Annotated in this window: 23 protein-coding genes; 3 read left to right on the top strand and 20 right to left on the bottom strand. The window is 65.9% G+C overall.

All coding sequences use genetic code 11. From position 1 onward, the window contains the following. Positions 1–34: 34 nt before the first annotated feature. The 14 genes from ACT6SE_RS22695 to ACT6SE_RS22630 all read right to left on the bottom strand — a co-directional run bounded on the left by ACT6SE_RS22695 (position 35) and on the right by ACT6SE_RS22630 (position 10,705). Positions 35–1,171: a hypothetical protein gene (locus tag ACT6SE_RS22695; RefSeq protein WP_046428065.1), complete on the bottom strand. Its 1,137-nt coding sequence runs from the start codon at positions 1,169–1,171 to the stop codon at positions 35–37. A 40-nt stretch (positions 1,172–1,211) separates the two neighbouring features. Then, a complete protein-coding gene (locus tag ACT6SE_RS22690) occupies positions 1,212–2,351 on the bottom strand; it encodes a hypothetical protein (RefSeq protein WP_046428063.1) in 1,140 nt (379 codons plus the stop codon). A 12-nt stretch (positions 2,352–2,363) separates the two neighbouring features. Further along, a complete protein-coding gene (locus ACT6SE_RS22685; RefSeq protein ID WP_046428060.1) occupies positions 2,364–2,816 on the bottom strand; it encodes a hypothetical protein in 453 nt (150 codons plus the stop codon). A gap of 1 nt (position 2,817) precedes the next feature. Then, complete coding sequence (locus ACT6SE_RS22680; protein WP_152665595.1) at positions 2,818–3,939, bottom strand: hypothetical protein; 1,122 nt, start codon at positions 3,937–3,939, stop codon at positions 2,818–2,820. Between the two features lie 31 nt (positions 3,940–3,970). Further along, positions 3,971–5,122: a hypothetical protein gene (locus ACT6SE_RS22675; RefSeq protein ID WP_049420446.1), complete on the bottom strand. Its 1,152-nt coding sequence runs from the start codon at positions 5,120–5,122 to the stop codon at positions 3,971–3,973. Positions 5,123–5,183: 61 nt separating this feature from the next. Beyond that, entirely contained in the window at positions 5,184–6,350 is a 1,167-nt protein-coding gene (locus tag ACT6SE_RS22670) for a hypothetical protein (protein WP_046428057.1), read from the bottom strand. A 2-nt stretch (positions 6,351–6,352) separates the two neighbouring features. Further along, complete coding sequence (locus tag ACT6SE_RS22665) at positions 6,353–6,682, bottom strand: phage tail protein (RefSeq protein ID WP_014645602.1); 330 nt, start codon at positions 6,680–6,682, stop codon at positions 6,353–6,355. Next, positions 6,679–8,043 carry a phage tail tape measure protein gene (locus ACT6SE_RS22660; RefSeq protein WP_046428054.1) on the bottom strand — a complete coding sequence of 455 codons (1,365 nt, stop codon included), beginning with the start codon at positions 8,041–8,043 and terminating at the stop codon, positions 6,679–6,681. The genes ACT6SE_RS22665 and ACT6SE_RS22660 overlap by 4 nt, the downstream gene beginning before the upstream one ends. Before the next feature lie 75 nt (positions 8,044–8,118). Further along, positions 8,119–8,418 carry a DUF1799 domain-containing protein gene (locus tag ACT6SE_RS22655; RefSeq protein ID WP_227863846.1) on the bottom strand — a complete coding sequence of 100 codons (300 nt, stop codon included), beginning with the start codon at positions 8,416–8,418 and terminating at the stop codon, positions 8,119–8,121. A gap of 8 nt (positions 8,419–8,426) precedes the next feature. Beyond that, entirely contained in the window at positions 8,427–8,735 is a 309-nt protein-coding gene (locus ACT6SE_RS22650; protein WP_014645599.1) for a phage tail assembly chaperone, read from the bottom strand. Further along, positions 8,735–9,394: a phage tail protein gene (locus ACT6SE_RS22645; protein WP_014645598.1), complete on the bottom strand. Its 660-nt coding sequence runs from the start codon at positions 9,392–9,394 to the stop codon at positions 8,735–8,737. The genes ACT6SE_RS22650 and ACT6SE_RS22645 overlap by 1 nt, the downstream gene beginning before the upstream one ends. A 71-nt stretch (positions 9,395–9,465) precedes the next feature. Next, positions 9,466–9,822, bottom strand: a complete 357-nt coding sequence (gene gp17, locus ACT6SE_RS22640) for a tail completion protein gp17 (RefSeq protein WP_014645597.1) — start codon at positions 9,820–9,822, stop codon at positions 9,466–9,468. Between the two features lie 23 nt (positions 9,823–9,845). After that, complete coding sequence (locus ACT6SE_RS22635) at positions 9,846–10,196, bottom strand: head-tail adaptor protein (protein ID WP_014645596.1); 351 nt, start codon at positions 10,194–10,196, stop codon at positions 9,846–9,848. Then, positions 10,193–10,705 carry a head-tail connector protein gene (locus ACT6SE_RS22630; RefSeq protein ID WP_014645595.1) on the bottom strand — a complete coding sequence of 171 codons (513 nt, stop codon included), beginning with the start codon at positions 10,703–10,705 and terminating at the stop codon, positions 10,193–10,195. Before ACT6SE_RS22630 ends, ACT6SE_RS22635 begins: the two co-directional genes overlap by 4 nt. 378 nt (positions 10,706–11,083) lie before the next feature. Between ACT6SE_RS22630 and ACT6SE_RS22625 the strand changes: the two genes are divergently transcribed. Together ACT6SE_RS22625 and ACT6SE_RS22620 are read left to right on the top strand one after the other, a co-directional pair. Then, positions 11,084–12,040 carry a cation diffusion facilitator family transporter gene (locus tag ACT6SE_RS22625; protein ID WP_014645594.1) on the top strand — a complete coding sequence of 319 codons (957 nt, stop codon included), beginning with the start codon at positions 11,084–11,086 and terminating at the stop codon, positions 12,038–12,040. A gap of 111 nt (positions 12,041–12,151) precedes the next feature. Next, on the top strand, positions 12,152–12,577 hold the full coding sequence (locus ACT6SE_RS22620) for an organic hydroperoxide resistance protein (RefSeq protein ID WP_004153735.1): 426 nt from the start codon (positions 12,152–12,154) through the stop codon (positions 12,575–12,577). A gap of 219 nt (positions 12,578–12,796) precedes the next feature. Here ACT6SE_RS22620 and mmsB read toward each other — a convergent pair whose 3' ends face one another. Genes mmsB through ACT6SE_RS22595 form a run of 5 tightly spaced genes read right to left on the bottom strand, consistent with a single transcriptional unit; the run spans position 12,797 to position 18,336 of the window. Next, positions 12,797–13,687, bottom strand: a complete 891-nt coding sequence (gene mmsB / locus ACT6SE_RS22615) for a 3-hydroxyisobutyrate dehydrogenase (protein ID WP_005407687.1) — start codon at positions 13,685–13,687, stop codon at positions 12,797–12,799. Further along, positions 13,684–14,859, bottom strand: a complete 1,176-nt coding sequence (locus tag ACT6SE_RS22610; RefSeq protein ID WP_046428050.1) for an enoyl-CoA hydratase/isomerase family protein — start codon at positions 14,857–14,859, stop codon at positions 13,684–13,686. Before ACT6SE_RS22610 ends, mmsB begins: the two co-directional genes overlap by 4 nt. Continuing rightward, positions 14,856–15,653 carry an enoyl-CoA hydratase gene (locus ACT6SE_RS22605; protein ID WP_005407685.1) on the bottom strand — a complete coding sequence of 266 codons (798 nt, stop codon included), beginning with the start codon at positions 15,651–15,653 and terminating at the stop codon, positions 14,856–14,858. Before ACT6SE_RS22605 ends, ACT6SE_RS22610 begins: the two co-directional genes overlap by 4 nt. After that, a complete protein-coding gene (locus ACT6SE_RS22600; RefSeq protein WP_014645592.1) occupies positions 15,650–16,816 on the bottom strand; it encodes an acyl-CoA dehydrogenase family protein in 1,167 nt (388 codons plus the stop codon). The genes ACT6SE_RS22605 and ACT6SE_RS22600 overlap by 4 nt, the downstream gene beginning before the upstream one ends. Before the next feature lie 14 nt (positions 16,817–16,830). Continuing rightward, complete coding sequence (locus ACT6SE_RS22595) at positions 16,831–18,336, bottom strand: CoA-acylating methylmalonate-semialdehyde dehydrogenase (RefSeq protein WP_014645591.1); 1,506 nt, start codon at positions 18,334–18,336, stop codon at positions 16,831–16,833. 115 nt (positions 18,337–18,451) lie between these two features. On the opposite strand from ACT6SE_RS22595, the gene ACT6SE_RS22590 reads away from it, so the two are divergent. After that, positions 18,452–19,819 carry a helix-turn-helix domain-containing protein gene (locus ACT6SE_RS22590; protein WP_014645590.1) on the top strand — a complete coding sequence of 456 codons (1,368 nt, stop codon included), beginning with the start codon at positions 18,452–18,454 and terminating at the stop codon, positions 19,817–19,819. Positions 19,820–19,953: 134 nt separating this feature from the next. Here the strand turns inward: ACT6SE_RS22590 and ACT6SE_RS22585 are convergent, their stop codons facing one another. Further along, complete coding sequence (locus tag ACT6SE_RS22585; RefSeq protein WP_046428047.1) at positions 19,954–21,846, bottom strand: patatin-like phospholipase family protein; 1,893 nt, start codon at positions 21,844–21,846, stop codon at positions 19,954–19,956. Positions 21,847–21,895 lie beyond the last annotated feature (49 nt).

Here is a 21,895-nt window from a genome sequence, read left to right as displayed (position 1 = left end):
GCTTTGGCGCCTGCGGAGCGGGGGTTGTCATGGCTCAGAGCTCCGCATCGGCCTGGACCAGCACCTGCGAGGTGGTCGACCACACCACCACCGCGCCCCAGAGCTGCATGTTGTTCGGCATCGAGGCGATGACTGCCGCGTCAACCGTGGACTGCCAGCTGGGCGCTCCGCCGTCGAAGTTGACCAGGTTGCCGGCATTGCCGAAGCCCACCAGGTTCAGCGCGGTGGACGGCGAGGAGATTCTGGGCGCTGAGCGTTTGCGCACCTTGAACGGGATGCACGCACGCGTGTCGCCGTTGGCGGTGTAGGTGATGCCGATGATCCGGTTTACATCCACCGTCTCGTAGTAGCGCTGGCACAACAGCAGCTCCAGTGCTTCGGACCGGCGGTCGAAGTCGGTGGCGTTATCGCCTTCTTCGATCTGCACTTCGGCCAGTTGCACGCTGCCGCTCTTCTGCCCGGCGGCGAACGCGCGGCCGCCGAAATCGGCACCTGCGTCCAGCCAGAAGCTCAGTTGCAGGTAGCTGTCCGGGCCCAGCGTCTTGCCGGCAAGACCGGGAACTTCCACGGTGACCTGGTGCCATCGCCACAGCGTATCGAGCACGACCGAGGCGCCGATGCTGTCGCGCGCGGTAGACCCACCCGTTCCGTAGGACTGCTGCAACTCCACGCCGATGCGGAAGTCGTCCACCGAGGCGCGCGCCTTGAAACTGATCGTGACGGTGCGCCCGGCCAGTGTCCGGACATCCTCGATGCGCTGTTGGACCAGCGCCATGTTGCCGGCACCGGCAACGCTCTGCACCTCCAGCCGAAGCAGGTGGCACGACCCAGCCAGCAGGCGCCCTCCCTGGCCGCCGCCTGGAGGCACATCCTCGCGTGAGGCAGCCACCCTGGTGCCGATGGCATTGATCGCCCAGCGGTCAGCGATGTAGCGAGAGCCCGTGGATGCAGGGAACGCTGCACCGCGCTGCCAGAACCGGAAGTCGCCGTTGATGAGCGGGTTCCTTCCGGCCATGCGGCCTTCCAGATGCATGAGCGCCGATTGCGCGTCGTCCAGACCAGCGTAGATCTCGGCGAAGTTGTCGTTGATCTTGGTGAATGCCGGCCGCTGGGTCTCACCTCGTTTGCCGTTGGGCTGGACGGTGTCCAGGTCGATGATTCTTCGTGTCATGTGCAGTCCTCGCTGCGTGCGCCGGTGTTGACGGCCAGGGTCAGATCTCGGCGTCAGCCGCCCAGTTGCCGCCCACCAGATAGGCATAGAACGGCGTCAGGCCAGAACCGAAATCAAGCTGAAGCGTGAATCCATCGGGACGAAGGAACAGCGGGACAGCCATTCCGCGTGACCACCCGTTGCCGTTGAACAACGACCAGTAGCCGAGGGCCGGCGCCACTTCACTGTTGGAGTAGAGCGTGAGTGCGGGCACAGTGCGTTTGGCGACCTTGAAGGAGATCTGCTCACTGCGCGCCAGGCCTGCCTGGAACGCGGCGGCGACGCCCTGCGGTGACGGCATGCCAAGCTGCGGTGCCTGTTCCAGCGGGAAGCTCTTCTCGTAGTACCGCTGGCACAGCATCAACTCGGTTGCGTCATCACGCATGTCGTAGTCGGTAGGTGTCGCCCCCTTCTCCAACTGCATGCAGGTCAGCGAAAAGGACCCAGACTGGCCGACAAGCTGTCCGCCATAACCACCGGGTGTCGCAAAGTCGACGATGACGTGCAGCTTGCTGTTGGCTCCCACGGTCTTGCCAGCAATGGATGGCAACTCGACGGTGAAGTACCTGAGCGCGGCCGCGGTGCCGATCTCCTGGACGCCTGCCCGGACCGTCACATCCGGAGACCCATTGGTACCAAACGTCTGGATGAAGCGAACGCCGATGCGGCAGCCCGGCGTCGCGGCCCATGCCTGCATGCTCAGCGTCACGGTACTTCCCGCCAGCGTCTGCACGCCTTCCACCGGCTGGGTGACGAACGCCTCGGTCGCGGCCGTCGATCCGGTGAGATCGCAGTTCATGAATCCCGTGACCCCGAATGCCGGGGCATCGAAGCTGCGGCGTGACACCGCGACCTGCCCCGCCCCAGTGCATACCACCTGGAAGCGATCGGCAACATACACCGCCAGAGGCGACACCACAGTGCGGCTGCTGCCCCGTTGCCAGAACCTGAAGTCACCGTTGATCAGCCGGTTCCGGCCGTTCTGCCTGCGCCGGAGATCCTGCACCGTGGTTTCGAGTTCATCCAGATCCGTGTAGAGATCGGCGAAGTTCTCATTGACCTTGGTGAAGGCCGGCCGTTGCGTCTCACCCCGCTTTCCGTTCGGCTGCACGGTATCAAGGTCGATTGTGCGTCGTGCCATGCGTCGTCCTCCTCAGCCGCCGATGATTTCCGGCGCCTGCTCGGCAGGCCAGCCGAATGCATCCGGCTGCGGCAGTTGCGCCTGGACCTTCCGCCAGTCCGGCGCGTTCTCCTCGGCGGTGGACTCAATAGTCTCCAGTGCGAGGTTGACCCCGTCGCGCCAGGCAATCATGGCGATGGCGTCCTGCGCATAGCGCGGCACCGCACTGCCTACGTAGCTGCAGCAGCTCTCGATGCTGTCATAGCCGCGATCGCGGGCACACTGGGCCATCCACTCCCACGCCTTTCCGCGGATGAAGCGATGGAACTGCGCCGAGCCGGGTGCGAACAGCGGCGGTACCGGCTCCGGCTCATTGCCTGCCGTACACCAGGCTTCATAGTCATTCCACAGACGGTGGCCACGTGGAATGAAGGCGCCGGTCTGCAGGCACTTGATGGTGTCGATCTCTTCGGTCAGTTGATACATGTCATAGCTCCGCGTCGGCGGTCCAATGGAAGGAGGAGCCCCAGTTGCCTGCGGCGGATTGGTAATTGACCTGTGCGCCGGACTGGCCGGCATATACGATGGACGTCACCGTGCCGATGCCGCCGCTTGCGCCGGATATGCGCCCTGCCTGCCCGTTCACATCGCTGTAGACCGTGTAGGCTGGGATGGCCCGCTTGGGGACGCGACACCGGATATGCGAGGTGCTGCCAACGCCGACGCTGCGGTCGTAGAACTGGTTGTCGCGTCCGATGCCATCGGCCGTGCCAGGCGGCACATCCAGGTTGTAGCTCTTCTCGTAGTAGCGCTGGCACAGCTGCAGCTCGTGGGCCAGCGGGCGCAGGTCGAATGCCGTTGCCCTGTCGCCGCGCTCCAGCTGCATCATCGCAAGGCCGAACTCTCCGCTCTGACCGGAGATGACACCGCCATAGGCATCGGCGCACAGATCCACCACCAGCCACAGGAAATCGCTGTCGGCATTGCTGCCCAGCGTCTTCCCCTTCACCGATGGCAGTCGCGCACTGAGCTGGAAATAGGTCCAGGACGCGGCGGTGACCGCCACGGTTCCCAGCTCTACGCTGACCGCGGCGGACGGCGAACCACCGGTGCCAAAGTGCTGGATGAGACGAACACCGATGCGTTTTCCTGGCGGGCCATAGGCGAAGCCGGAAACCACCACTTCGCCGTCGGACAGCGTGGCGACCCCTTCGACCTTCTGTGCGACATAGGCGCTGCTGCCTGCACTGACCTTGGAGACAACGCTGTTGAGGAAACGGCGCGATTCCGGCGCGGCTCCGCCGGCAGGAAGATTGGCCCCGCGATTTGCGGTATGCGTGCAGCTCAGCGCTGCCACGGTCCAACGATCGGCCACATAGATCTCGCCGCCTTGGGTGGTGCCAGTGGTGGCCCGCTGCCAGAAATCGAAGTTGCCGTTGATCAGGCGGTTCCTGCCTGGAGCCGCGCTCTGCAATGCGCTTTCCAGCGAATCCAGCGCGCCATACACTTCGGCGAAGTTGTCGTTGATCTTGGTAAACGCCGGGCGCTGGGTTTCGCCCCGCATTCCGTTCGGCTGAACGGAATCGAGGTCGATGATTTTTCTCGTCATTGCTGTCGTCCTGTTCCCTGCGGGCGCCCCATCAAAGCTCGGCGTCGGCCCACCAATGCCACCAGCCGCCCCAGCGGCCTGGATTGTTGGTCCAGCTGACTTCGTACCCGGAAGGCGAGGCGTAGTTGACCAGGCAGGGCACGCGGGAGATGTTGTCTTCCGCGATGTGTCCATCCTGCTGGATGTTGTCGGCCGAGATGATCATCACGTAGGGATGGGCACGCTTTGCCGTCTGGAATCGCACGCTCTGGTAATGCGCCATTCCCGGTGAGTTGATCGAGAATGCCTCGCGCCCTTCGTTGTGCGCCGTGTTGGGTACGATGTCGAGGTTGTAGCTCTTCTCGTAGTAGCGCTGGCACAACGCCAGTTCCACACCTGGCGGCCGCCAGTCGAAGCGTGTCGCTGCGCGGCCCGATTCGACCTGGAACTGGGTAAAGCCGAACGAGCCGTTCTGTGCCACCAGCTCGCCCTTCTGACCAGCACCGCACAGGTCGAACACTACGTAGAGGTGGTCGTTGCCGTTGCTGCCGAGCACCTTTCCCCGGGTACTCGGCAACGTCACCGTGATGCTGTGACGTTTGGCGGTGGTGCCCAGTGTGAGCACACCGGCTTCCAGCACCACCTGCGGCGAGGGTGAGCCGCCGGTTCCGAAATCCTGGATGACACGCACGCCCACACTGCGACCGGGCGCATCAGAGTTCGCCCATACCGAGATCGTGATGTCTCCGCTTGCACTGCGGACACCCTCGATCTTCTGCCCCATCCAGGCGCCACTTCTGGCGATGGCCTCGGATACGGTGCAGACCAGAATCGACCGTGTATCTTCCGGAAATCCGGCCTGCCCGTCGTACGCCACCCGCTGTACGTCGTGGTTGCAGACCAGCGCCGAGTTCGTGAAACGGTCGGCGAAGAACACTTCCGCGCCCAGCGTCCCCGACCCAGTGCCGACACGACCAGATGTACGGCGCTGCCAGAACTGCAGGGCACCATTGATGAGCAGATTCCTGCCTGGAACGCGCTCGGTGATGGCATTCCCCACGATCTGCGGGATTTTCGCCACCTCAGTCAACGCGTCGTAGACTTCGGCGAAGTTGTCGTTGATCTTGGTGAACGCCGGGCGCTGTGTTTCACCCCGCTTTCCGTTCGGTTGAACGGAATCGAGGTCGATGATCTTTCGTGGCATTTGTGCTGTTTCCTTGATGGTTTCGGTTGCGAAGGAACGCTCTCCAGCCCTCCCGCGGACCTCAGATTTCGGCATCCATGGTCAATCCAGTGCCCTCCGCTGCCGAATCTCCGCTCTGCAGGATGCCGGCCTGACCCGCTGCGGCAGTGTTCAGCGCACCGATGATGGTCATGCGGGTCGACGTAACTTCCGCCGCACTGAGCGCTGTCAGGCTGGTTGCACCGTCTCCCGTGAGCAGCCGCCATTGCGATGGGTTCGAGAAGGCGACCGCGGGTACCGACCGCATTCGCTGATTGAATCGGTAGGTGAGGTACACCGCGTTGTCGCCCCGAATCAGGCCCACGCCCGCGTTGAAGCGCGATCCACCGTCGAACGGCACGCCAGTGGCGTCCACCTGGTAGTAGCGTTGGCACAGCCGCAGCTCTTCCCCCTTCGGCCTCCACTCGAACGGCGTCGCGAGCGGGCCCGCCTCCCACTGGAACTCTCCGAAGTACAGCTGGCCCTGTTGCGCGCCCAGTCCTGCGGTGCGGCTGGCGAACTGCGTGCCCGCCGTTACCCATATGCAGACCACGGCCGCACCGTCACCGGACAGTGCCTTCCCTGAGATGGAAGGCAGGGTCACTGTCCTGCGGATCCGGTTCAGGCCGGAGGCCAGTTCGACCACCTCCGGCGCGATTCCCAGCACAGGCGTGCTTCCCCCCGCGCCAAAGGTCTGGGCGAATTCAAGGGCGATCTTCCGCCCGGCGGCGCCGGCGTTGAACACCAGGAACGAAACGGTGCTCTCCACGCCCGCGAAGTTGCGGACGTCTTCCACGCGCTGCTCGAAGACAAAGAAGTGGTTTGTGCCATCCGTATTGCCACTCGAACTGACCGACAACGTGAAGGTGCTGAACGGGAAGTTGTTGTCGCCTGCCGCTGCGGGATTGCGCTTGAACACGGCGTCTTCGACGTTGCCCATCTGCAGGAACCATCGGTCGGCTGTGTAGTTCCCGGAGATGCCGAAGCTGCTGCCGCGCTGCCAGATGTCGAAATTGCCATTGAGCAGGCGATTGCGCCGTGCCGGCGCGCGCATCATGGTATCGGCGAGCTGCCCGGGCAGGCCGTCGACTGCCTGGCCAACCTGCTGAAAGTTCTGGTTGATCTTGGTGAAGGCGGGCCGCTGGGTCTCCCCACGCTTTCCGTTGGGCTGGATGGTATCCAGGTCGATCCGTTGAAGATCCATGCTCATGCCTACGCGTGGAAGGTCTGCTCGAAGGTGGCGGTGATGGTCGATACCTGGCCGCCGAGATGGCTGTCGGTGTAGGAATCACACATGTACAGCCCCTGCCCCAGTGGCCCTTTCCACAGGAAGCTGCGGCCGGCATGACCATCCAGGAAGGTCACGATCTCGTTGATCGTTTTGCGGTTGCCGACGAACTGCAGCTGGTAACTGCGTGAAGTGACGTTCAGGCCATCGGCAGCGGCCTGCGCATAGCCATCTCCGAACTTCGCGCGCTTCACGGCGGCGGTGGTGGTTCCAGTACTCTGGCTGGTTGCCGGCCAGGTGAAGGTGTCGGTCATTGCATGGCACTCCTGCTGAGCACACCACCTGCCTTCAGGTCACGACTCTGCAGCTCGCGGTACTTGCGTTCCACGAACTGGCCGATCTCGTTGCCGAACTGCTGCAGCATGCTTTCGTTGGTGGTGACTTCCTTGCCACCGTTGTTGTCGATGCGGATGCTGACTCCCACTCCGCCACCACCGCCGCCACCGTGCGCGGCCACACCCAGGCGGCCGTCCGGCCCGCGCCGCAGCGGCATGATCGCTTCCGGTCCCGCTTCGCCGAACACGCCGGCGCCCTTGGCGAAGGCGAACAGCTGCGGAGTGTTGTAGACACCGCCGGAATAGGCCGACAGGCTCGGCGACTGGTAGACGCCACCGTTGGCGTTGGCCTCCACCCCCGTGCCGTATCCGAACAGGCCCGCGATCTTCTTGACGCCCCAGACGATTGCCTGTTGGATGGCGATCATCTTGAGATCGGCGATGATCGACTTGGCCAGATCCTTGTAGTTGGACTTGCCCGTCTTCACGAAGCTCTGCAGTGCCGCCTCTGCGCCGGTGAACGCCTTGGAAAAGGCATCCTGGGTGGACTTGGCGGAGTTCTCGGTCTTTTCCATGTACTCGCCGAGCGCGCTGCCGAAGCCCTTGCGGAACCCCGAAAGTCCTGTGGTGCCCTTGGTGTCCTTGGCGTCCTTGGTTTCGCCCGCCTTGGCATCACCGACCTTGGCGTCCTTGGCAGTCGCCACGCCTGCAGCCACCGCCGCCGCGTCCGTCGCTGCATCCTTGGGCGTCAGGTCGACCCCCATCAAGCCGGCGATCTTCCTCGCCCCCCAGACCAGTGCCTGCTGTGCGGCGATCATCTTGAGGTCGGACAGGATGGACTGGGCCAGTTCCTTGTACTTGGACTTGCCGGTGGTCACGAAGCTCCTCAACGCTTCGTCGGCGCCGGTGAATGCTTTGTCGAAGGCTTTTTTGGCAGCCGTGGCGGTGTTTTCGGTCTTGCCGATATAGTCGCCGAGCGCGCCGCCCAGGCCCTTGCGGATGCCTGCCAGGCCCTTGTCGTCCTGTTGGGCCTTCTCTTCCTTCTTTGCAGCCTTGCCGGCGTCCGCGCCCGCTGCGGTTGTTCCTGCCTTCGCCGCCGCCTGCAGCTGCGTGTTCAGGGCGGTCAGCTGCGTGGACAGTGCGGTGACCAATGATGCGCTGGTGGTCAGCACGGCATTGAAGGCCTGCTGCACCGTGTTGATCTTCTCCAGCTGCCGCTGGAACTCCTGTGTGGTGCCGGTCATCTCGGTCATGCCGCGCCTTGCTGCCTGCATGGCCGTTTCCAATGCGTTGCTGGCCTCCACGGTGGTCCGTGTGCTGCCAGGCGATGTAGTGCTCATTGAGTGTTCCTCGGGAGAGTCGGCTCCGCTTCGGCGGAGCCGGGATCGGCCATCGGCATTGCCGCGATGGCCGGCTCATTCCTGTTGCATCTGCTCCAAGGCAGCGCGTTCGATGATGCGGATGGCCGCCATCACCTCGTCATGCTGGTCGCCGTCGAGCGCTTCGCGCTCCAGCTCCCGGTACACCACGTTGTAATCCAGCCCGATCGGGCCACCTGCGCCGACGCGCCACTGGGTGGCAACCCGCGAAAAAAGTTCGATGGGAAGCACGCACTCCGGCCACAGCTCGACCTGCGGTGGTGGAAAGTGCTTTGCCTTCAATCCAAGCTTCATCAGCTCGGACTCGGTGGGGGCCCGCCAGTACAGGGCCCCCACCGCCTCGATCAGTTTCCCTTGCGTGCGACCTGCAGGGCCTGGGTGTAGCCACCGATGATGGCGCCATCCAGGCCGGCCTGCTGCTGCAGCGCCAGCTCGACGCCGGCGGTGTCCAGCGCCACATCGGCATCCCAGTCCACCACGATGTCCAGGATGGCCTGGGCCACGCTCAACGTGTCATCGCCCAGACGCTCCAGCAGGCTGGCGTAGTCGGCTACCGACAGGTGCCGGTAGGTCAGGTTGAGCTTCTGCTCGCGGCCGTGACCGACGATGGTCAGGGTGCTCTTGAAGCTCTCCGGCGCCTTGACCTGGAACATCAGGCGCCCTCGACCAGGATGGAGTCTGCCAGCGCGGTGAAGGTCGCGGTGGTGCCCATCGGGGTGTTGGCGGCCATGGTCGGGTCGCCGTTGTAGCTCAGGTAGCCGTACCAGTACAGCACGTCGCCACCGACCAGCTTGGCCCGCAGGATCACCGGCTCGCCCTTGGCGTCAGCGTTCTTCAGTGCCGAATACCACGGCTTCTTCGGATCGTAGAACAGCGGCAGGGTGATGGTCTTGGCGTTCTTGAAGGTCGGCATCTGAACCTGGCGACCGGTCGGGTCTTCGAGCAGCGTGCCGCTCCAGTACTGCTGCTCGCCACCGGCGGTGGTCGGGTCGCCCTGCTGGTCCAGGTCGACGAAGGCGCCCGCCTTGCGCAGTACACCGGCACCGCTGGTACCGGGGAACAGCACGGTATCGGTGGTGTCGATGCCCAGCAGTTCAACGCTGCCGGTGGCTTCAGCACCGGCGCGGGTGGCGCGGTTGTTCAGGGCCGGCCAGCCCGGCAGTTCAATGACTACCACATCGCCGGTGTCGACGCTGTTGGCGGCAACGCTGGCCAGCGCCGGCGCAGCCTTGGAGATCGCGCTGGTGGCGATCGCGGTGGAGACGACCGGTGCGAAGCCGAACTGGGTGCCCTTGGGAAGCTTGAGTGCCATGGTGTATTTCCTCGTTGGATGAAAAAAAGCCCGGCGAATGCCGGGCTGGGGTGTTGCACGGGTGATGCGGTTTACGGGTCGACGTACCACAGGCCGAAATCGAGCCGCGCGCCGTACTTGTGCAGCATCGGCTCATGCACGGCGATTGCAGCGCCGAACGATTCGGCGGTCGGCAATCCTGCGCATACCTGATCCTCGATGTTGCGGATCAGGGTGTTGGCCTGGGCGCGGCTGTCTGCCCAGACGGTCAGCTGCACGCGTGCGTGCTTCTGTTCGGGAATGGAACCTTCGTTGAACCACACGGACTGTCCACCCATCTGCTGGTAGACGGCACACGGATAGATGACCGGTTCCGGCGGAAGGTCGGGATACAGCCGGCCCTGCAGCAGCGGGGCCAGCAGCGCGTGCAGCTGTGCTTCGTAACTCATCGCGGTGTCCTGGTTGGCGTCGCTCAGGCGATGCCTGAAGACTGTTCGGTGAACAGCACCGTGGTCTGGCGCCGGCTGAAGTCGGGCGCAACGCCGGTGATGTTGAAAACACGACCGTCATGCACGATGCGCATGCCGGCCTGGATGCCTGCCTGTCGTGCGGCTGCCAATCGGACATGGAAGCGCTGGCGCCGGATCGTTGCCGGCAGGCGGCTTTCCAGCGTCAGCCGCTGCACGCTGTCTGCGCGGTCGGCGATGATGGCGGCCCACAGTTCTGCCACCGGCTGCCAGGCGTCCAGCGGCTGCCCCCATGCATCGAGCTGGCCGTCCTGGCGCTCGATGCGGATGCGGCGATTGAAGTGGCCGGCGTTCATGGCGTTGCTGCCGATCGGTACGGATCAAGCAGCGCGGCCACGCCGAACGGCAGCTCCATTGCGATGGCAGCGGCGCCTGCCGGTGCATCGAACGTCTGCGCAGAGACGACCACGGCTTCGCGATGGGCGTACAGGTGGCCCAGCAACAGGCGCACCGCTGCACGGATGCTGTCGTTGACCGGCATGCCCTGCAGCAGGCGCGCACTGCGCGCGGTCGCCACGGCCAGGCGGCGATCGGCCACATCACGCATGGCCTTGGCCTTGGCCGCGTTGGTCTCGGCATTGGCGGCGGCAACCGCGGCTTCATGCCCGGTCACCGCCGCCGCCATGTCCTGCGGCAGCTGGTCCAGCGCCTGGTCCAGCGCGGCCTGGTCGGCGTACAGCTCGCGGCCCAGATAGGCCGCGGCTGCATCGCTGGCTGCGGCCAGCAGGTCACCCAGGATGGCGTCGTCAAAATCGCCGTCGATACGGCAGTGCGCGCGGCACTGCTCAAGGGTCAGCAGGGGCATCGAATCCTCCTTCGTTGATGGATGTGGAGTGCCCCGATCCTGCGCGCACGGCGGCGCCCCACGCGATCACCAGGACGGCGCGGGAAAGGCAGGATCGGGGCGGAAAACAGAACGGCTGCGACGGGGACGTCAGGGTCGGTGGCGGTGACCTCGCAGCGCGCGACGGCGCAAACGAAAGAAGCCCCCGGGGTCACCGGAGGCTTCTATGTCATCGTGGTACAAACGATACGCTTCGGGTGTGCACCCGTCAATCCGCAAACGGTTACCAGTCTGGTGACTTTTCCAGGCGCTGTGCGGGCGTGGTCATGGCGACGTGCCGCAGGCTGGATAGAATGGCAACGCGCTGCTTCCGCAGCCCATTTCCCGCTGGATTCCCGCATGCCTGCCAACACCGAACGCTTCTTCGATGCGCGTACCGAACAAGGCGTGCTGCGCCTGTCCATCGCAGGCTCATTGCTGCTGGCTGCCGCTGCGGTGGTATTTGGTCTTCTGGCCAATTCCTCGCTGATCATCTTCGATGGCATCTACGGCCTGATCGATGTGGTGATGACGTGGCTGTCACTGCTGGTCGCGCGTCTGATCGCACTGTCCACCAGCACCGACGCGCTGCAGTCGCGGCTCAACCAGCGCTTCACCATGGGCTTCTGGCACCTGGAGCCCATCGTGCTGGGGGTGAGCGGCACGCTGATGATCGGCGCGGCACTGTATGCGCTGGTCAATGCGGTGGATGCGCTGATGTCCGGCGGCCGCCACATCGCACTCGGCCCAGCCATCGCCTTCGCCGGGTTGTCGATCATCGGCGAAGGTGCGCTGGCCTGGTTCGTGCTGCGCGCCAACCGCCGCATCGGTTCGGAGTTCATCGCGCTGGACGCGAAGAACTGGGTGATCGCCGCCAGCATGTCGGCCTGCTACCTGCTGGCCTTCCTTGGCGGCGTACTGGTGCGCGGCACCTCGCTGGCCTGGGTCGGGCCGTACATCGACCCGGCCATCCTTGCCTTCGTCTGCGTGCTGGTGATGATCGCCCCGCTCGGGACGGTGCGCCGGGCGCTGGCCGGCATCCTGCTGGTCACCCCGCCGGAACTGCAGGCGCACGTGGACGCGGTGGCACGCGCGATCGTGGCCAAGCATGGCTTCGTCGAGCATCGCAGCTACGTCGCCCAAGTGGGGCGTGGCGAGCAGATCGAGTTGTTCTTCGTGGTACGCGAGGACGACCCGCCGCGGCCCCTGCTGGAATGGGACCAGCTGCGCGACGAGATCGGCGATGCGCTGGGCGAGGCCTCGCCGGACCGCTGGCTGACCATCATGTTCACCACCGACCGCGAGTGGACGATCTAGGTCAACAGGACGATCAATCAAGTTTTTCGTACGGACTGCAACCCATCGTACGCAGAAACCGGGCAAAGTAGGCTCCATAGCAGTACCCACCCACTGACCAGGAGCATCCCGATGTCCATCGAAAAGGTTCTGTATACCGCCCAGGCCACCTCCACCGGCGGCCGTGAAGGCCGTTCCGTCTCGTCCGACAACGTGCTGGACATTCAGCTGTCGACCCCGCGCGAGCTGGGTGGCGCCGGCGGCCCGGGCACCAACCCGGAACAGCTGTTCGCCGCTGGCTACTCGGCCTGCTTCCTGGGCGCGCTGAAGTTCGTGGCCGGCCAGGCCAAGGTCGCGCTGCCGGCCGACACCACCGTCACCGGCAAGGTCGGCATCGGCCAGATCCCGACCGGCTTCGGCATCGAGGCCGAGCTGACCATCAACGTGCCGGGCGTGCCGCGCGAGCAGGTGGAAGAACTGGTGCAGAAGGCGCACATCGTGTGCCCGTACTCCAACGCCACCCGCGGCAACATTGATGTAACGCTGATCGTTGCCTGATGCGGCGCCGGGGTCGGATCCCTTTGCCACCGGCAAAGGGCTCTGACCCCATCCCAGGCCCGCACGGCTATATGGGGTCAGAGCCCTTTCGCGTTGCGAAAGGGATCCGACCCCCAAAAAAATGGGCGGATGCCGGTCGAAACCGAACATCCGCCCATCCCACCTCCGTTGTCCCGCACGGGGGCATGAGGTTGCCGGCCAGCGGCCGGCACTACCAGGTCACTTCTCGCTCGTGATGAGCTGCACGACGCTGGAGAAATCCAGCTTGCCGCGGCCGGCCTGGTGGTTCATCGAGTAGAGATTGCGGGCCACCTCGCCCAGCGGAATCGAAGCGCCGACACTCATCGCCGCTTCCACCGCCAGGCCCATGTCCTTCAGCATCAGATCACTGCCGAAACCGCCGCTGTACCCACGCGAGGCCGGCGCATTCTCCAGCACGCCCGGCCACGGGTTGCACACTTCGGTGGCCCAGCTGCGGCCGGTGCTGACCGCCATCATCTGCGACAGCACCTTGGGGTCCAGCCCGTGCGCCACGCCCAGTGCGATGGCTTCACCGGTCACCGCCATGATCACGCCCAGCGCCATGTTGTTGCACAGCTTGGCGACCTGGCCAGCGCCGCTGGCGCCGACGTGGAAGATGTTCTTGCCCATCGCCTGCAGCACCGGGCGTGCGCGTTCCAGCGCGTCTTCCTCGCCGCCGACGATGAAGGTCAGGGTGCCGGCCTGGGCGCCGGCGGTACCGCCGGACACCGGCGCGTCGATCATCTGCAGGCCACGCGCGGCGGCCGCTTCCGAGACCTTGCGGGCGCTGGCCGGGGCGATCGTGCTGCAGTCGATGACCAGCGCACCGGCCGGGATCGCGGCAAGAATGCCGTCGTCGCCCAGGTACACGCCTTCGACATGACGGCTGGCCGGCAGCATCGAGATCACCACTTCGGCATCGGCCAGGGTGTCGCGCGCCGACGATGCAGCGCTGGCGCCGGCGTCGACAGCGGCCTGCACCGCGGCCGGAACCAGATCGAACACGCGCACGCTGTGGCCGTTCTTGACCAGATTGGCGGCCATCGGGCCACCCATGTTGCCCAACCCGATGAATGCAATGCGGCTCATGCAAGGCTCCTTTCAACAAGGGGAGTGCCCAGGTCGGCCAGCGGATGCGCGGCGTCGGCCCAGGGGGAAGCGAAGAAGGTGTCTGCCCACGCGCCAGTGGCCTCGGCCAGGGTGGCCGGGTTCCACTGCGGATTGCGGTCCTTGTCGACCAGCAGCGCGCGGATGCCTTCGGCGAAATCACCATGGGCGGCGCAATGCAGGGCGACGATGTACTCCAGGCGGTAGATCGCGGCCAGGTCCTGGCCGGCACTGCGGCGCTGCAGTTCGTACGCCAACCGTGCCGAACCCGGTGCACCGGCAGCAAGGGTCTTCTGAGCCGCCTGCAACCAGGCGTCGTCGGTCTGCAGGCCGGCAATGCGCGCCACGATGGCTTCAAGGTCATCGCCTTCGCACAACGCATCGACCTGCGCCGCGTGGGCCAGCAGTGGACCGGTGGCGGCATCGCTGGCATGCGACTGCAGCAGATGGGTCAGGCGTTCGTGGTTGTGTGCGGTGTCATTGGACCAGGCCACCTGCAGCAGCGCATCGAACACCGCGCTGCGGCGTTCTTCGGCCACGTGCACGTCGGCCAGGCCGGCGTAGATGGCATCGCCCGGGTTGAGCAGTGCGCCGGTCAGGGCCAGGAACAGGCCACCGTTGCCCGGCACGCGCGACAGCAGCCAACTGCCACCGACATCGGGGAACAGGCCGACGGTGATTTCCGGGAAGGCCAGCTTGGAGCGTTCGCTGACCACACGGTGGCTGGCGCCGGACATCAGGCCGATGCCGCCGCCCATCACGATGCCGTGGCCCCAGCACAGGATCGGCTTGGTGTAGGTGTGGATGAGGTAATCGACGCGGTATTCGACGTCGAAGAACTCGGCGGCATAGGCGTTCTGGCGGATGTCGCTGTGGCCGGCCTCACGGAAGGCGACCATGGCCTTGTACAGGCTGTGCAGGTCGCCACCAGCACAGAACGCCTTTTCGCCGGCGCCCTGCAGCACCACCATGGCGATGCCATCGTCGTCGGCCCAGGCATTCAGCTGCTTCAGCAGCAGGTGCGCCATCGGCAACGAGAAACCGTTGAGCGTACGCGGCGCATTGAGCGTGGCGATGCCGATGCGCGTGCCATTGCCGGCCACGCGCTCTTCGAACAGCACCGGTGCGTCGTCGGCAGCGGTATCCGTGCTCATGCGTTCTTCCACTGCGCGGCGCGCTTTTCCAGGAAGGCAGTCACGCCCTCGACCTGGTCGGCGGTGTCGAACAGGTCGACGAAGGCTTCACGCTCGGCCACCAGCGCCGAAGCGTGGGTGCCGGTGCGGGTGGACTGCACCAGGGTCTTGCAGGCGGCGATGCTGGTCGGGCTCTGCTTGCCGGCCTTCTTCGCCCATTCCAGCGCCAGCGCCTTGGCTTCGCCCTTGCCGACCTTTTCTTCGGCCAAGCCAATGCGCAGCGCGGTCTCGGCGTTGATGCGCTCACCCAGCAGGATCATGCGCTTGGCCCAGCCCTCGCCGACCAGGCGCGGCAGGTTCTGGGTACCGCCGGCACACGGCAGCAGGCCGACGGTGGCCTCCGGCAGCGCGACCTGGGCATGGTCTTCAATGATGCGCAGGTCGCAGGCCAGCGCGCACTCCAGGCCACCGCCCATGGCGTAGCCGTTGATCGCGGCGATCGACACGCCACGGAAACCGGACAGCGCTTCGAAGGCTTCACCGAAGCGGCGCGCGGCCTCACGTGCAGCGGCCTTGTCGCCGGAGGCGAACTGGTTGAGGTCGGCACCGGCGGAGAAGAATTTCTCGCCGTCACCGGTGATCACCAGCGCGTAGATGTCGCGGTCTGCGTTGAGCGCGCCGACCAGGTCGCGCAGCGCCGACAGGCTGTGCACGGTCCAGGTATGCGCCGGCGGGTTGTTCAGGGTGACCACGGCGGTGTGGCCATCCACCTCCACCTTCAGGCCCACGTGCTCCTGGGTACGCCAATCCTTCATCGCAGTTCCTCTTCGGTGTTGAGCAGGTGACGGGCAACAATCACCCGCATGATCTCGTTGGTGCCTTCCAGGATCTGGTGCACGCGGCAGTCACGCAGCAGGCGCTCGATCGGGTATTCGCGGATGTAGCCGTAGCCCCCGTGGATCTGCAGCGCTTCATTGCAGACGTTGAAACCGGCATCGGTGGCGAAGCGCTTGGCCATCGCGCACCACACGTTGGCATCGCTGGCACCGGCATCGAGCTTGCGTGCCGCGGTGTGCACCATCTGCCGTGCAGCCACCAGCTGGGTGACCATGTCGGCCAGCTTGAACTGCAGCGCCTGGAACTCGGCCAGCGCCTTGCCGAACTGGCGGCGCTCGCCCATGTAGCGGCGCGCAGCATCCAGTGCACCCTGTGCGGCACCCAGCGAGCAGGCGGCGATGTTGATGCGGCCGCCGTCCAGCCCCTTCATGGCCAGCTTGAAGCCGCCGCCTTCCTCTCCCAGAAGGTGGCTGACCGGCACGCGGACGTTCTCGAAGGTGATGCCACGGGTGGGCTGGCTGTTCCAGCCCATCTTCTCTTCCTTGCGGCCGAAGCTGATGCCCGGCAGGTCCGCCGGCACCGCAATGGCGCTGACACCGCCGGCACCGGCACCGCCGGTACGCGCCATCACCACCAGCAGCTCGGTGGCACCGGCACCGGAAATGAAGGCCTTCGAGCCGTTCAGCACGTAGAAGTCACCATCGCGCACGGCGGTGGTCTTCAGCGACGCCGCATCGGAACCCGCACCCGGTTCGGTCAGGCAGTACGAGGCCAGCTTGCTGCCCGAGGAAAGATCGGTGCCCCACGCATCGCGCAGGGCCGGCTGGCCCCACCTGGACACCATCCACGAGGCCATGTTGTGGATGCTGATGTACGCCGCGGTCGACGGATCGACGTTGGCGAGCTCCTCGATGACGACGGCGGCGTCCAGTCGGCTCAGGCCGCTGCCGCCCACTTCCGGGTCCATGTACAGACCGCAGAAGCCCAACTCACCGGCCTTGGCGATCGCCTCGCGCGGAAAGATGCCCTCCGCATCCCATCGCGCGGCGTGCGGCGCCAGTTCGGCCTGTGCGAAGTCGCGCGCCGCCTCGCGGTACGCCTGCTGCGCTTCTTCCAGTTCCGTCGTCATCGAGTGGCTCATGGCTGCTCCTGCCGTTACTTCAGGCTGATCGTGGTGTTGACGCCGTGGCTCAGCGTCTCGTCATCGAACCAGCGCGCGGTGACCGTCTTGGTCTGGGTGTAGAACAGCACCACCTGCTTGCCATACGGGCCCAGGTCACCCAGCTTGGAGGCGCGCGAACCGGTGAACGAGAACAGCGGCACCGGCACCGGGATCGGCACGTTGATGCCGACCTGGCCGACGTCGATGTCTTCCTGGAACTTGCGCGCGGCAGCGCCGGACTGGGTGAACAGTGCGGTGCCGTTGCCGTTCGGGTTGCTGTTGACCATCGCGATGGCCTCTTCCAGCGTTTCCGCTTCGAGGATGACCAGCACCGGCCCGAAGATCTCTTCCTGGTAGATGCGCATGTCGGTGGTGACACCGGCAAAGATGGTCGGGCCGACGAAGTTGCCCTTCTCGAAGCCATCGACCTGCGGCTTGCGGCCATCGAGCACCAGCTTGGCGCCCTGCTCCACGCCCGAGGCGATCAGGCCTTCCACGCGCTCGCGGGCGCTGCAGGAGATGACCGGGCCGACGTCGGTACCGGACACGGTGCCGGCGCTGACCTTCAGGGTCTGGGCCTTGGCCACCAGGTCCTGCACCCAGTTGCGCGCTTCACCGACCAGCACCAGCGTGGAAGCCGCCATGCAGCGCTGGCCAGCGGCACCGAAGGCGGCACCGACCATTGCGTTGAGGGTCTGTTCCTTGTTGGCGTCCGGCAGCACCACGGCGTGGTTCTTGGCGCCCATCATGCACTGCACGCGCTTGCCGGCCAGCGAGGCGCGGTTGTAGACGTGGGTGCCGACGCGGGTGGACCCGACGAACGACACGGCCTTGATGTCCGGGTGGTCGCAGATCGCGTTGACCACTTCCTCGCCGCCGTGGACGACGTTCAGCACGCCCTTGGGAATGCCGGCTTCCAGGGCAAGCTCGACCAGGCGCATGGTGACCATCGGGTCCTGCTCGGACGGCTTGAGGATGAAGGTGTTGCCCGTTGCAATCGCCATCGGGAACATCCACAGCGGAATCATCGCCGGGAAGTTGAACGGGGTGATGCCAGCGCACACGCCCAGCGGCTGCATGATCGTGTAGGTGTCCACGCCATTGGCCACGTTGTTGGCCAGCTCGCCCAGCTGCAGGTTGCCGATGGCGGCGGCGTGCTCGACCACTTCCAGGCCGCGGAACACATCACCTTCGGCGTCCGGCAGGGTCTTGCCCTGTTCGGCGGTGAGGATGTGGGCCAGCTCACTCATGTTTTCGCGGATCAGCTGCTGGTACTTCAGGAAGATGCGCGCGCGGGTGCCGATCGGGGTCTTGCGCCAGGTCTTGAAGGCTTCCTTGGCGGCGGCGACGGCGGCGTCCACTTCGCCGGTGGTGGCGAACGGCACCTGGGCCAGCACGTCCTGGGTGGCCGGATTGATCACGTCCTGCCAGTGGGAAGTGGCCGATTCAACGAACTGGCCATCGATCAGCATGCGGATACGGGGCGCTGCAACAGTCATGACGACAATCCCACAGGGTGCGAAAGATGCTTGGCATTATTCACAGCACCCGGCTCGATTTCCGGGCTGAATCCGCTTAATCTGGCCAACGCGCCCCACGATTCCTGTTAATTCTGTGAATTATTCAGCTCCCCAGCGGCAACTCGGCCTGCGCCTGCTGCGGCTGCGCGAGCAGCGCGGCTACAGCCAGGCCGATCTGGCGCGTGCGCTGGGGCTGTCGGCCAGCTACCTGAACCAGATCGAGCGCAACAAGCGCCCACTGACACCGGCGGTGCAGAAGAAGCTGGGAGAGGTGCTGGGCGACGTTTCCTCGCTGTTCGATGACGATGAGCCCGCCGCCCTGCAGGAGGCGCTGGGCGAAACCCTGCGCGACCTGGGCCTGGCCGAGGTCAGCGCGACCGAACTGCGCGCCCTGGCCGGCAACCTGCCGCAGGTCAGCCGCGCGCTGTTGGACCTGCACCGTCGTCACCTGGCGCTGCGCGAGCACGCGGCCGCACTGGAGTTCCAGCTGGGCGAGCCCGGCGCCGGCAGCACCCTGCCCGCCGGTGACCAGGTGCGCGAGTTCTTCAACCGCATGCACAACCACATTCCCGAGCTGGACGAGCTGGCCGAGCAGCTGTTCGCCGAATGGGGGCTGTCGCCCGGGCATGTGGCACCGCGGCTGCGCCAGCTGCTGGCCGACCGCCATGGCGTGCTGGTGGAAGTGGCCGCACTGCAGGCCGGGCGCGAAAAGCGGCACTACGATGCCGGTGCGCGGCGGCTGTGGCTGCCCGATTACCTGGAGCCCGGACAGCAGGCGTTCCAGATGGCGGCCGAGCTGGCCCTGCACGGCTACCTGCCGCAGATCGATGCGGTGGTGGCGCGCGCCGGGTTCACCGATGAGGCACGCATCGCGCAGGCGCGGATCGGTCTCTCCAACTATTTCGCCGGTGCGCTGGTGATGCCGTACATGCGCTTCCTGCGTGCAGCCGAAACCAGCAGCTACGACATCGAACTGCTGGCGCACCAGTTCGGCGTCGGCTTCGAAGCGGTCTGCCACCGGCTGAGCACGCTGGCACGGCGCAGCGCGCCCGGCCTGCCGTTCTTCTTCATCCGCGTGGACCGCGCCGGCAACGTCTCAAAACGCCATTCGGCCACCGATTTCCACTTCTCGCAGGTGGGTGGATCGTGCCCGCTGTGGATCGTCTACGAGGCGTTCAACCAACCCGGGCGCATCCTCACCCAGACCGCGCGCATGCCCGATGGCCGCCGCCATTTCTGGCTGGCGCGGCAGGTCAGCAGTGGCCCGGTCGGCCATGGCCAACCGCGCAAGACCTTCGCGGTGGCGCTGGGCTGCGACCTGCAGCATGCCGAACGCCTGGTGTATTCACTGGGGCTGGATGTGCAGAGCCCGGGCAATTCGGTATCGATCGGCCCGGGGTGCCGGGTGTGCCCGCGCGAGGACTGCATGCAGCGCGCGTTCGCGCAGTTGCCGGGGCGATAGGGCGGGTTTGGCAGGGCCGCGCCCTGCACCCGTGGTAGCGCCGGCCGCTGGCCGGCAAGAGCAGCAACCACTGCGGGGTCAGATCCGTTTTCCTGCGGAAACGGATCTGACCCCGATTCGACCGCAGGACCGGCTCAGTAGATCGGGGTCACCTTCATCTGCGGCAGCGGACGCGGTGCGCCGTCGGTAAGGTCCGGGCCGAGGTCCTCCCAGGTGCGGCCCTGCTCGACCATCAAGCCCCACAACTGCTGCGAGGCCAGCCGTTTGTCTTCCGAGCCCAGCTTGTACGACGGTGGCGTCGGCTGACCGCTGGCGACCATCGCGTACGCCGCGCGGTAGGCCAGCACCTGCTGCGCCGGATCATCGGTGCGCGCCACTTCCAGCGTGTAGCGCTGGTAGGCCGAGGCCAGGTTGCGCCAGCGGATCCAGTAGTGGTTCTCGAACGAGAACGAACAGAAGCGCGCACCGGCCAGGCTGCCCTTGTCGGCAATGCGGGAGAGTACCTCCTGCGGCATGTCCAGGTTCATGCCGCCTTCGTCGCCCTGCAGGCTGACGTGCACGATGCGGTCGCGGTAGCCCGGTGCGCGCGCCTGCAGCAGGTCGCGCCAGTTCTGCATGGTCGCCACCACCGCGAACAGGAAACGACCCAGCTCGGCTGCGGCCAGTGGCGTGGCGATGGACTGGTAATGCCGTTGCCAGCCGTGGCGGTTTTCGGTGGGCAGGAACACCGCATGTTCCAGCGCCTGGCGGCCACCGCTGCCCTGGCTCACCGCTTCGGCGTGCTGTGGATAGACCAGGTTGATGGCGAAGGTCGGCCAGCGCGGCAGCGCGGCATCGAACAGATGGATCGGGAAGTTGCTGCTGATGCCGCCATCGGAGAACCAGCAGATGCGGAAGGCGGTGATCACCGGGCCGCAGGTCTGCCCGGCACTGGTCAGCCCTTCCATGCTGTCGGCAACGTTGTGCTCCTGGTCGGCCGCAGGGGCGGCCGGTTCGCAGCGTCGTTCGCGGCGTGAGGGTTCATGCAGCGGCACCGCGCTGATCAGCAGCGGGAAGCTCAGGCTCATGCGCGTGGCCACCAGCACCGGCAGCTTCGGGCCCTGCGGCAGGTGGTAATACTGCCGCCCGTCCACCTCCAGCGGCGGGCCGGCCTGGCTCACCAGCCACTGCACGACGCTGGCAGGAAACAGCTGTTCGAACTCCTCGCGCAGGAACCAGAACTGCGCGCCGCCCAGTGGCAGCGTGCGCGGCTCGTTGTGCGAGATGCAGGTGGTGATCATCTGCAGGCTGATCGCATGCGGGCTGTCAGGCTCACCGGCGTAGCGCGGCGCATCGTGCAGGTCGGCGAAGGTCAACGGTGCATCCAGCGGCTTGCCGGACAGCTGCTGCAGGCATTCATGCAACCACTCGGTCAGCGCCGGCCTGCGTGGATCGCGGCTGAGGCCGCTGCACAGGCCCAGCAGGTTGCGACGCGCCACCCGCGCGACCCGCAGCGCGGCACCGGCCACACCCGCACCGTAGGCGCACAGCAGTGATGGCAGCAGCGTGGCGGCCACGCCGCTCCAGCCACCGCCCCACCAGCCCAGGCCGAGCAGCAGCGCCAGCGACACCAGCACTTCCAGCGGCGCGATCTCGAATACCGCAACGGCCAGGCACAGCAGTTTGTGCGGCAGGCGGGCATTGCCGGTCAGCACCACCAGCAGCCGATAGGCCGCGCGCGCGCCGCGCGCCGGCTGGAACAGGCTGTAGATGAAGCCGCGCCGGGACAGCTGTGCCGACACCGCCGACAGCCCGCCATAGCCTGCATCGCCGGGCAGCTGCTCGCCGGCCTGCTGGCGGCGATCGCCGCAGGCCGCTGCAGCCGCCACCGCTGCCGCAATGGCGCCGGCTGAAGTGCCGCCGATGCTCTTGAAGCGATACTCGCGGGCCAGCGCCAGTACCGCATTGGGGTACACGATGCCGCTGGTGATGCCGCCTTTCATGACCAGATCGCAGTACTTGTCCGCCACTGTCTTGCCCCCGAGCATGCCGTCCGCCGCGTGGGTTGCAGTATGGCGCAGCGGCTTCTCAGGGCCT

The organism is Stenotrophomonas sp. LC732 (genome assembly GCF_052446685.1).
Classification (GTDB): domain Bacteria; phylum Pseudomonadota; class Gammaproteobacteria; order Xanthomonadales; family Xanthomonadaceae; genus Stenotrophomonas; species Stenotrophomonas muris.
The sequence above is the reverse complement of the archived record's forward strand: the minus strand, read 5'-3'. Positions and strand labels throughout refer to the sequence as shown.

Coding starts and splice junctions, on each gene's coding strand:
- ACT6SE_RS22695 (WP_046428065.1), bottom strand. CDS start 1,171: ATGACACGAAGAATCATCGACCTGGACACCGTCCAGCCCAACGGCAAA.
- ACT6SE_RS22690 (WP_046428063.1), bottom strand. CDS start 2,351: ATGGCACGACGCACAATCGACCTTGATACCGTGCAGCCGAACGGAAAG.
- ACT6SE_RS22685 (WP_046428060.1), bottom strand. CDS start 2,816: ATGTATCAACTGACCGAAGAGATCGACACCATCAAGTGCCTGCAGACC.
- ACT6SE_RS22680 (WP_152665595.1), bottom strand. CDS start 3,939: ATGACGAGAAAAATCATCGACCTCGATTCCGTTCAGCCGAACGGAATG.
- ACT6SE_RS22675 (WP_049420446.1), bottom strand. CDS start 5,122: ATGCCACGAAAGATCATCGACCTCGATTCCGTTCAACCGAACGGAAAG.
- ACT6SE_RS22670 (WP_046428057.1), bottom strand. CDS start 6,350: ATGAGCATGGATCTTCAACGGATCGACCTGGATACCATCCAGCCCAAC.
- ACT6SE_RS22665 (WP_014645602.1), bottom strand. CDS start 6,682: ATGACCGACACCTTCACCTGGCCGGCAACCAGCCAGAGTACTGGAACC.
- ACT6SE_RS22660 (WP_046428054.1), bottom strand. CDS start 8,043: ATGAGCACTACATCGCCTGGCAGCACACGGACCACCGTGGAGGCCAGC.
- ACT6SE_RS22650 (WP_014645599.1), bottom strand. CDS start 8,735: ATGTTCCAGGTCAAGGCGCCGGAGAGCTTCAAGAGCACCCTGACCATC.
- ACT6SE_RS22645 (WP_014645598.1), bottom strand. CDS start 9,394: ATGGCACTCAAGCTTCCCAAGGGCACCCAGTTCGGCTTCGCACCGGTC.
- gp17 (WP_014645597.1), bottom strand. CDS start 9,822: ATGAGTTACGAAGCACAGCTGCACGCGCTGCTGGCCCCGCTGCTGCAG.
- ACT6SE_RS22635 (WP_014645596.1), bottom strand. CDS start 10,196: ATGAACGCCGGCCACTTCAATCGCCGCATCCGCATCGAGCGCCAGGAC.
- ACT6SE_RS22630 (WP_014645595.1), bottom strand. CDS start 10,705: ATGCCCCTGCTGACCCTTGAGCAGTGCCGCGCGCACTGCCGTATCGAC.
- ACT6SE_RS22625 (WP_014645594.1), top strand. CDS start 11,084: ATGCCTGCCAACACCGAACGCTTCTTCGATGCGCGTACCGAACAAGGC.
- ACT6SE_RS22620 (WP_004153735.1), top strand. CDS start 12,152: ATGTCCATCGAAAAGGTTCTGTATACCGCCCAGGCCACCTCCACCGGC.
- mmsB (WP_005407687.1), bottom strand. CDS start 13,687: ATGAGCCGCATTGCATTCATCGGGTTGGGCAACATGGGTGGCCCGATG.
- ACT6SE_RS22610 (WP_046428050.1), bottom strand. CDS start 14,859: ATGAGCACGGATACCGCTGCCGACGACGCACCGGTGCTGTTCGAAGAG.
- ACT6SE_RS22605 (WP_005407685.1), bottom strand. CDS start 15,653: ATGAAGGATTGGCGTACCCAGGAGCACGTGGGCCTGAAGGTGGAGGTG.
- ACT6SE_RS22600 (WP_014645592.1), bottom strand. CDS start 16,816: ATGAGCCACTCGATGACGACGGAACTGGAAGAAGCGCAGCAGGCGTAC.
- ACT6SE_RS22595 (WP_014645591.1), bottom strand. CDS start 18,336: ATGACTGTTGCAGCGCCCCGTATCCGCATGCTGATCGATGGCCAGTTC.
- ACT6SE_RS22585 (WP_046428047.1), bottom strand. CDS start 21,846: ATGCTCGGGGGCAAGACAGTGGCGGACAAGTACTGCGATCTGGTCATG.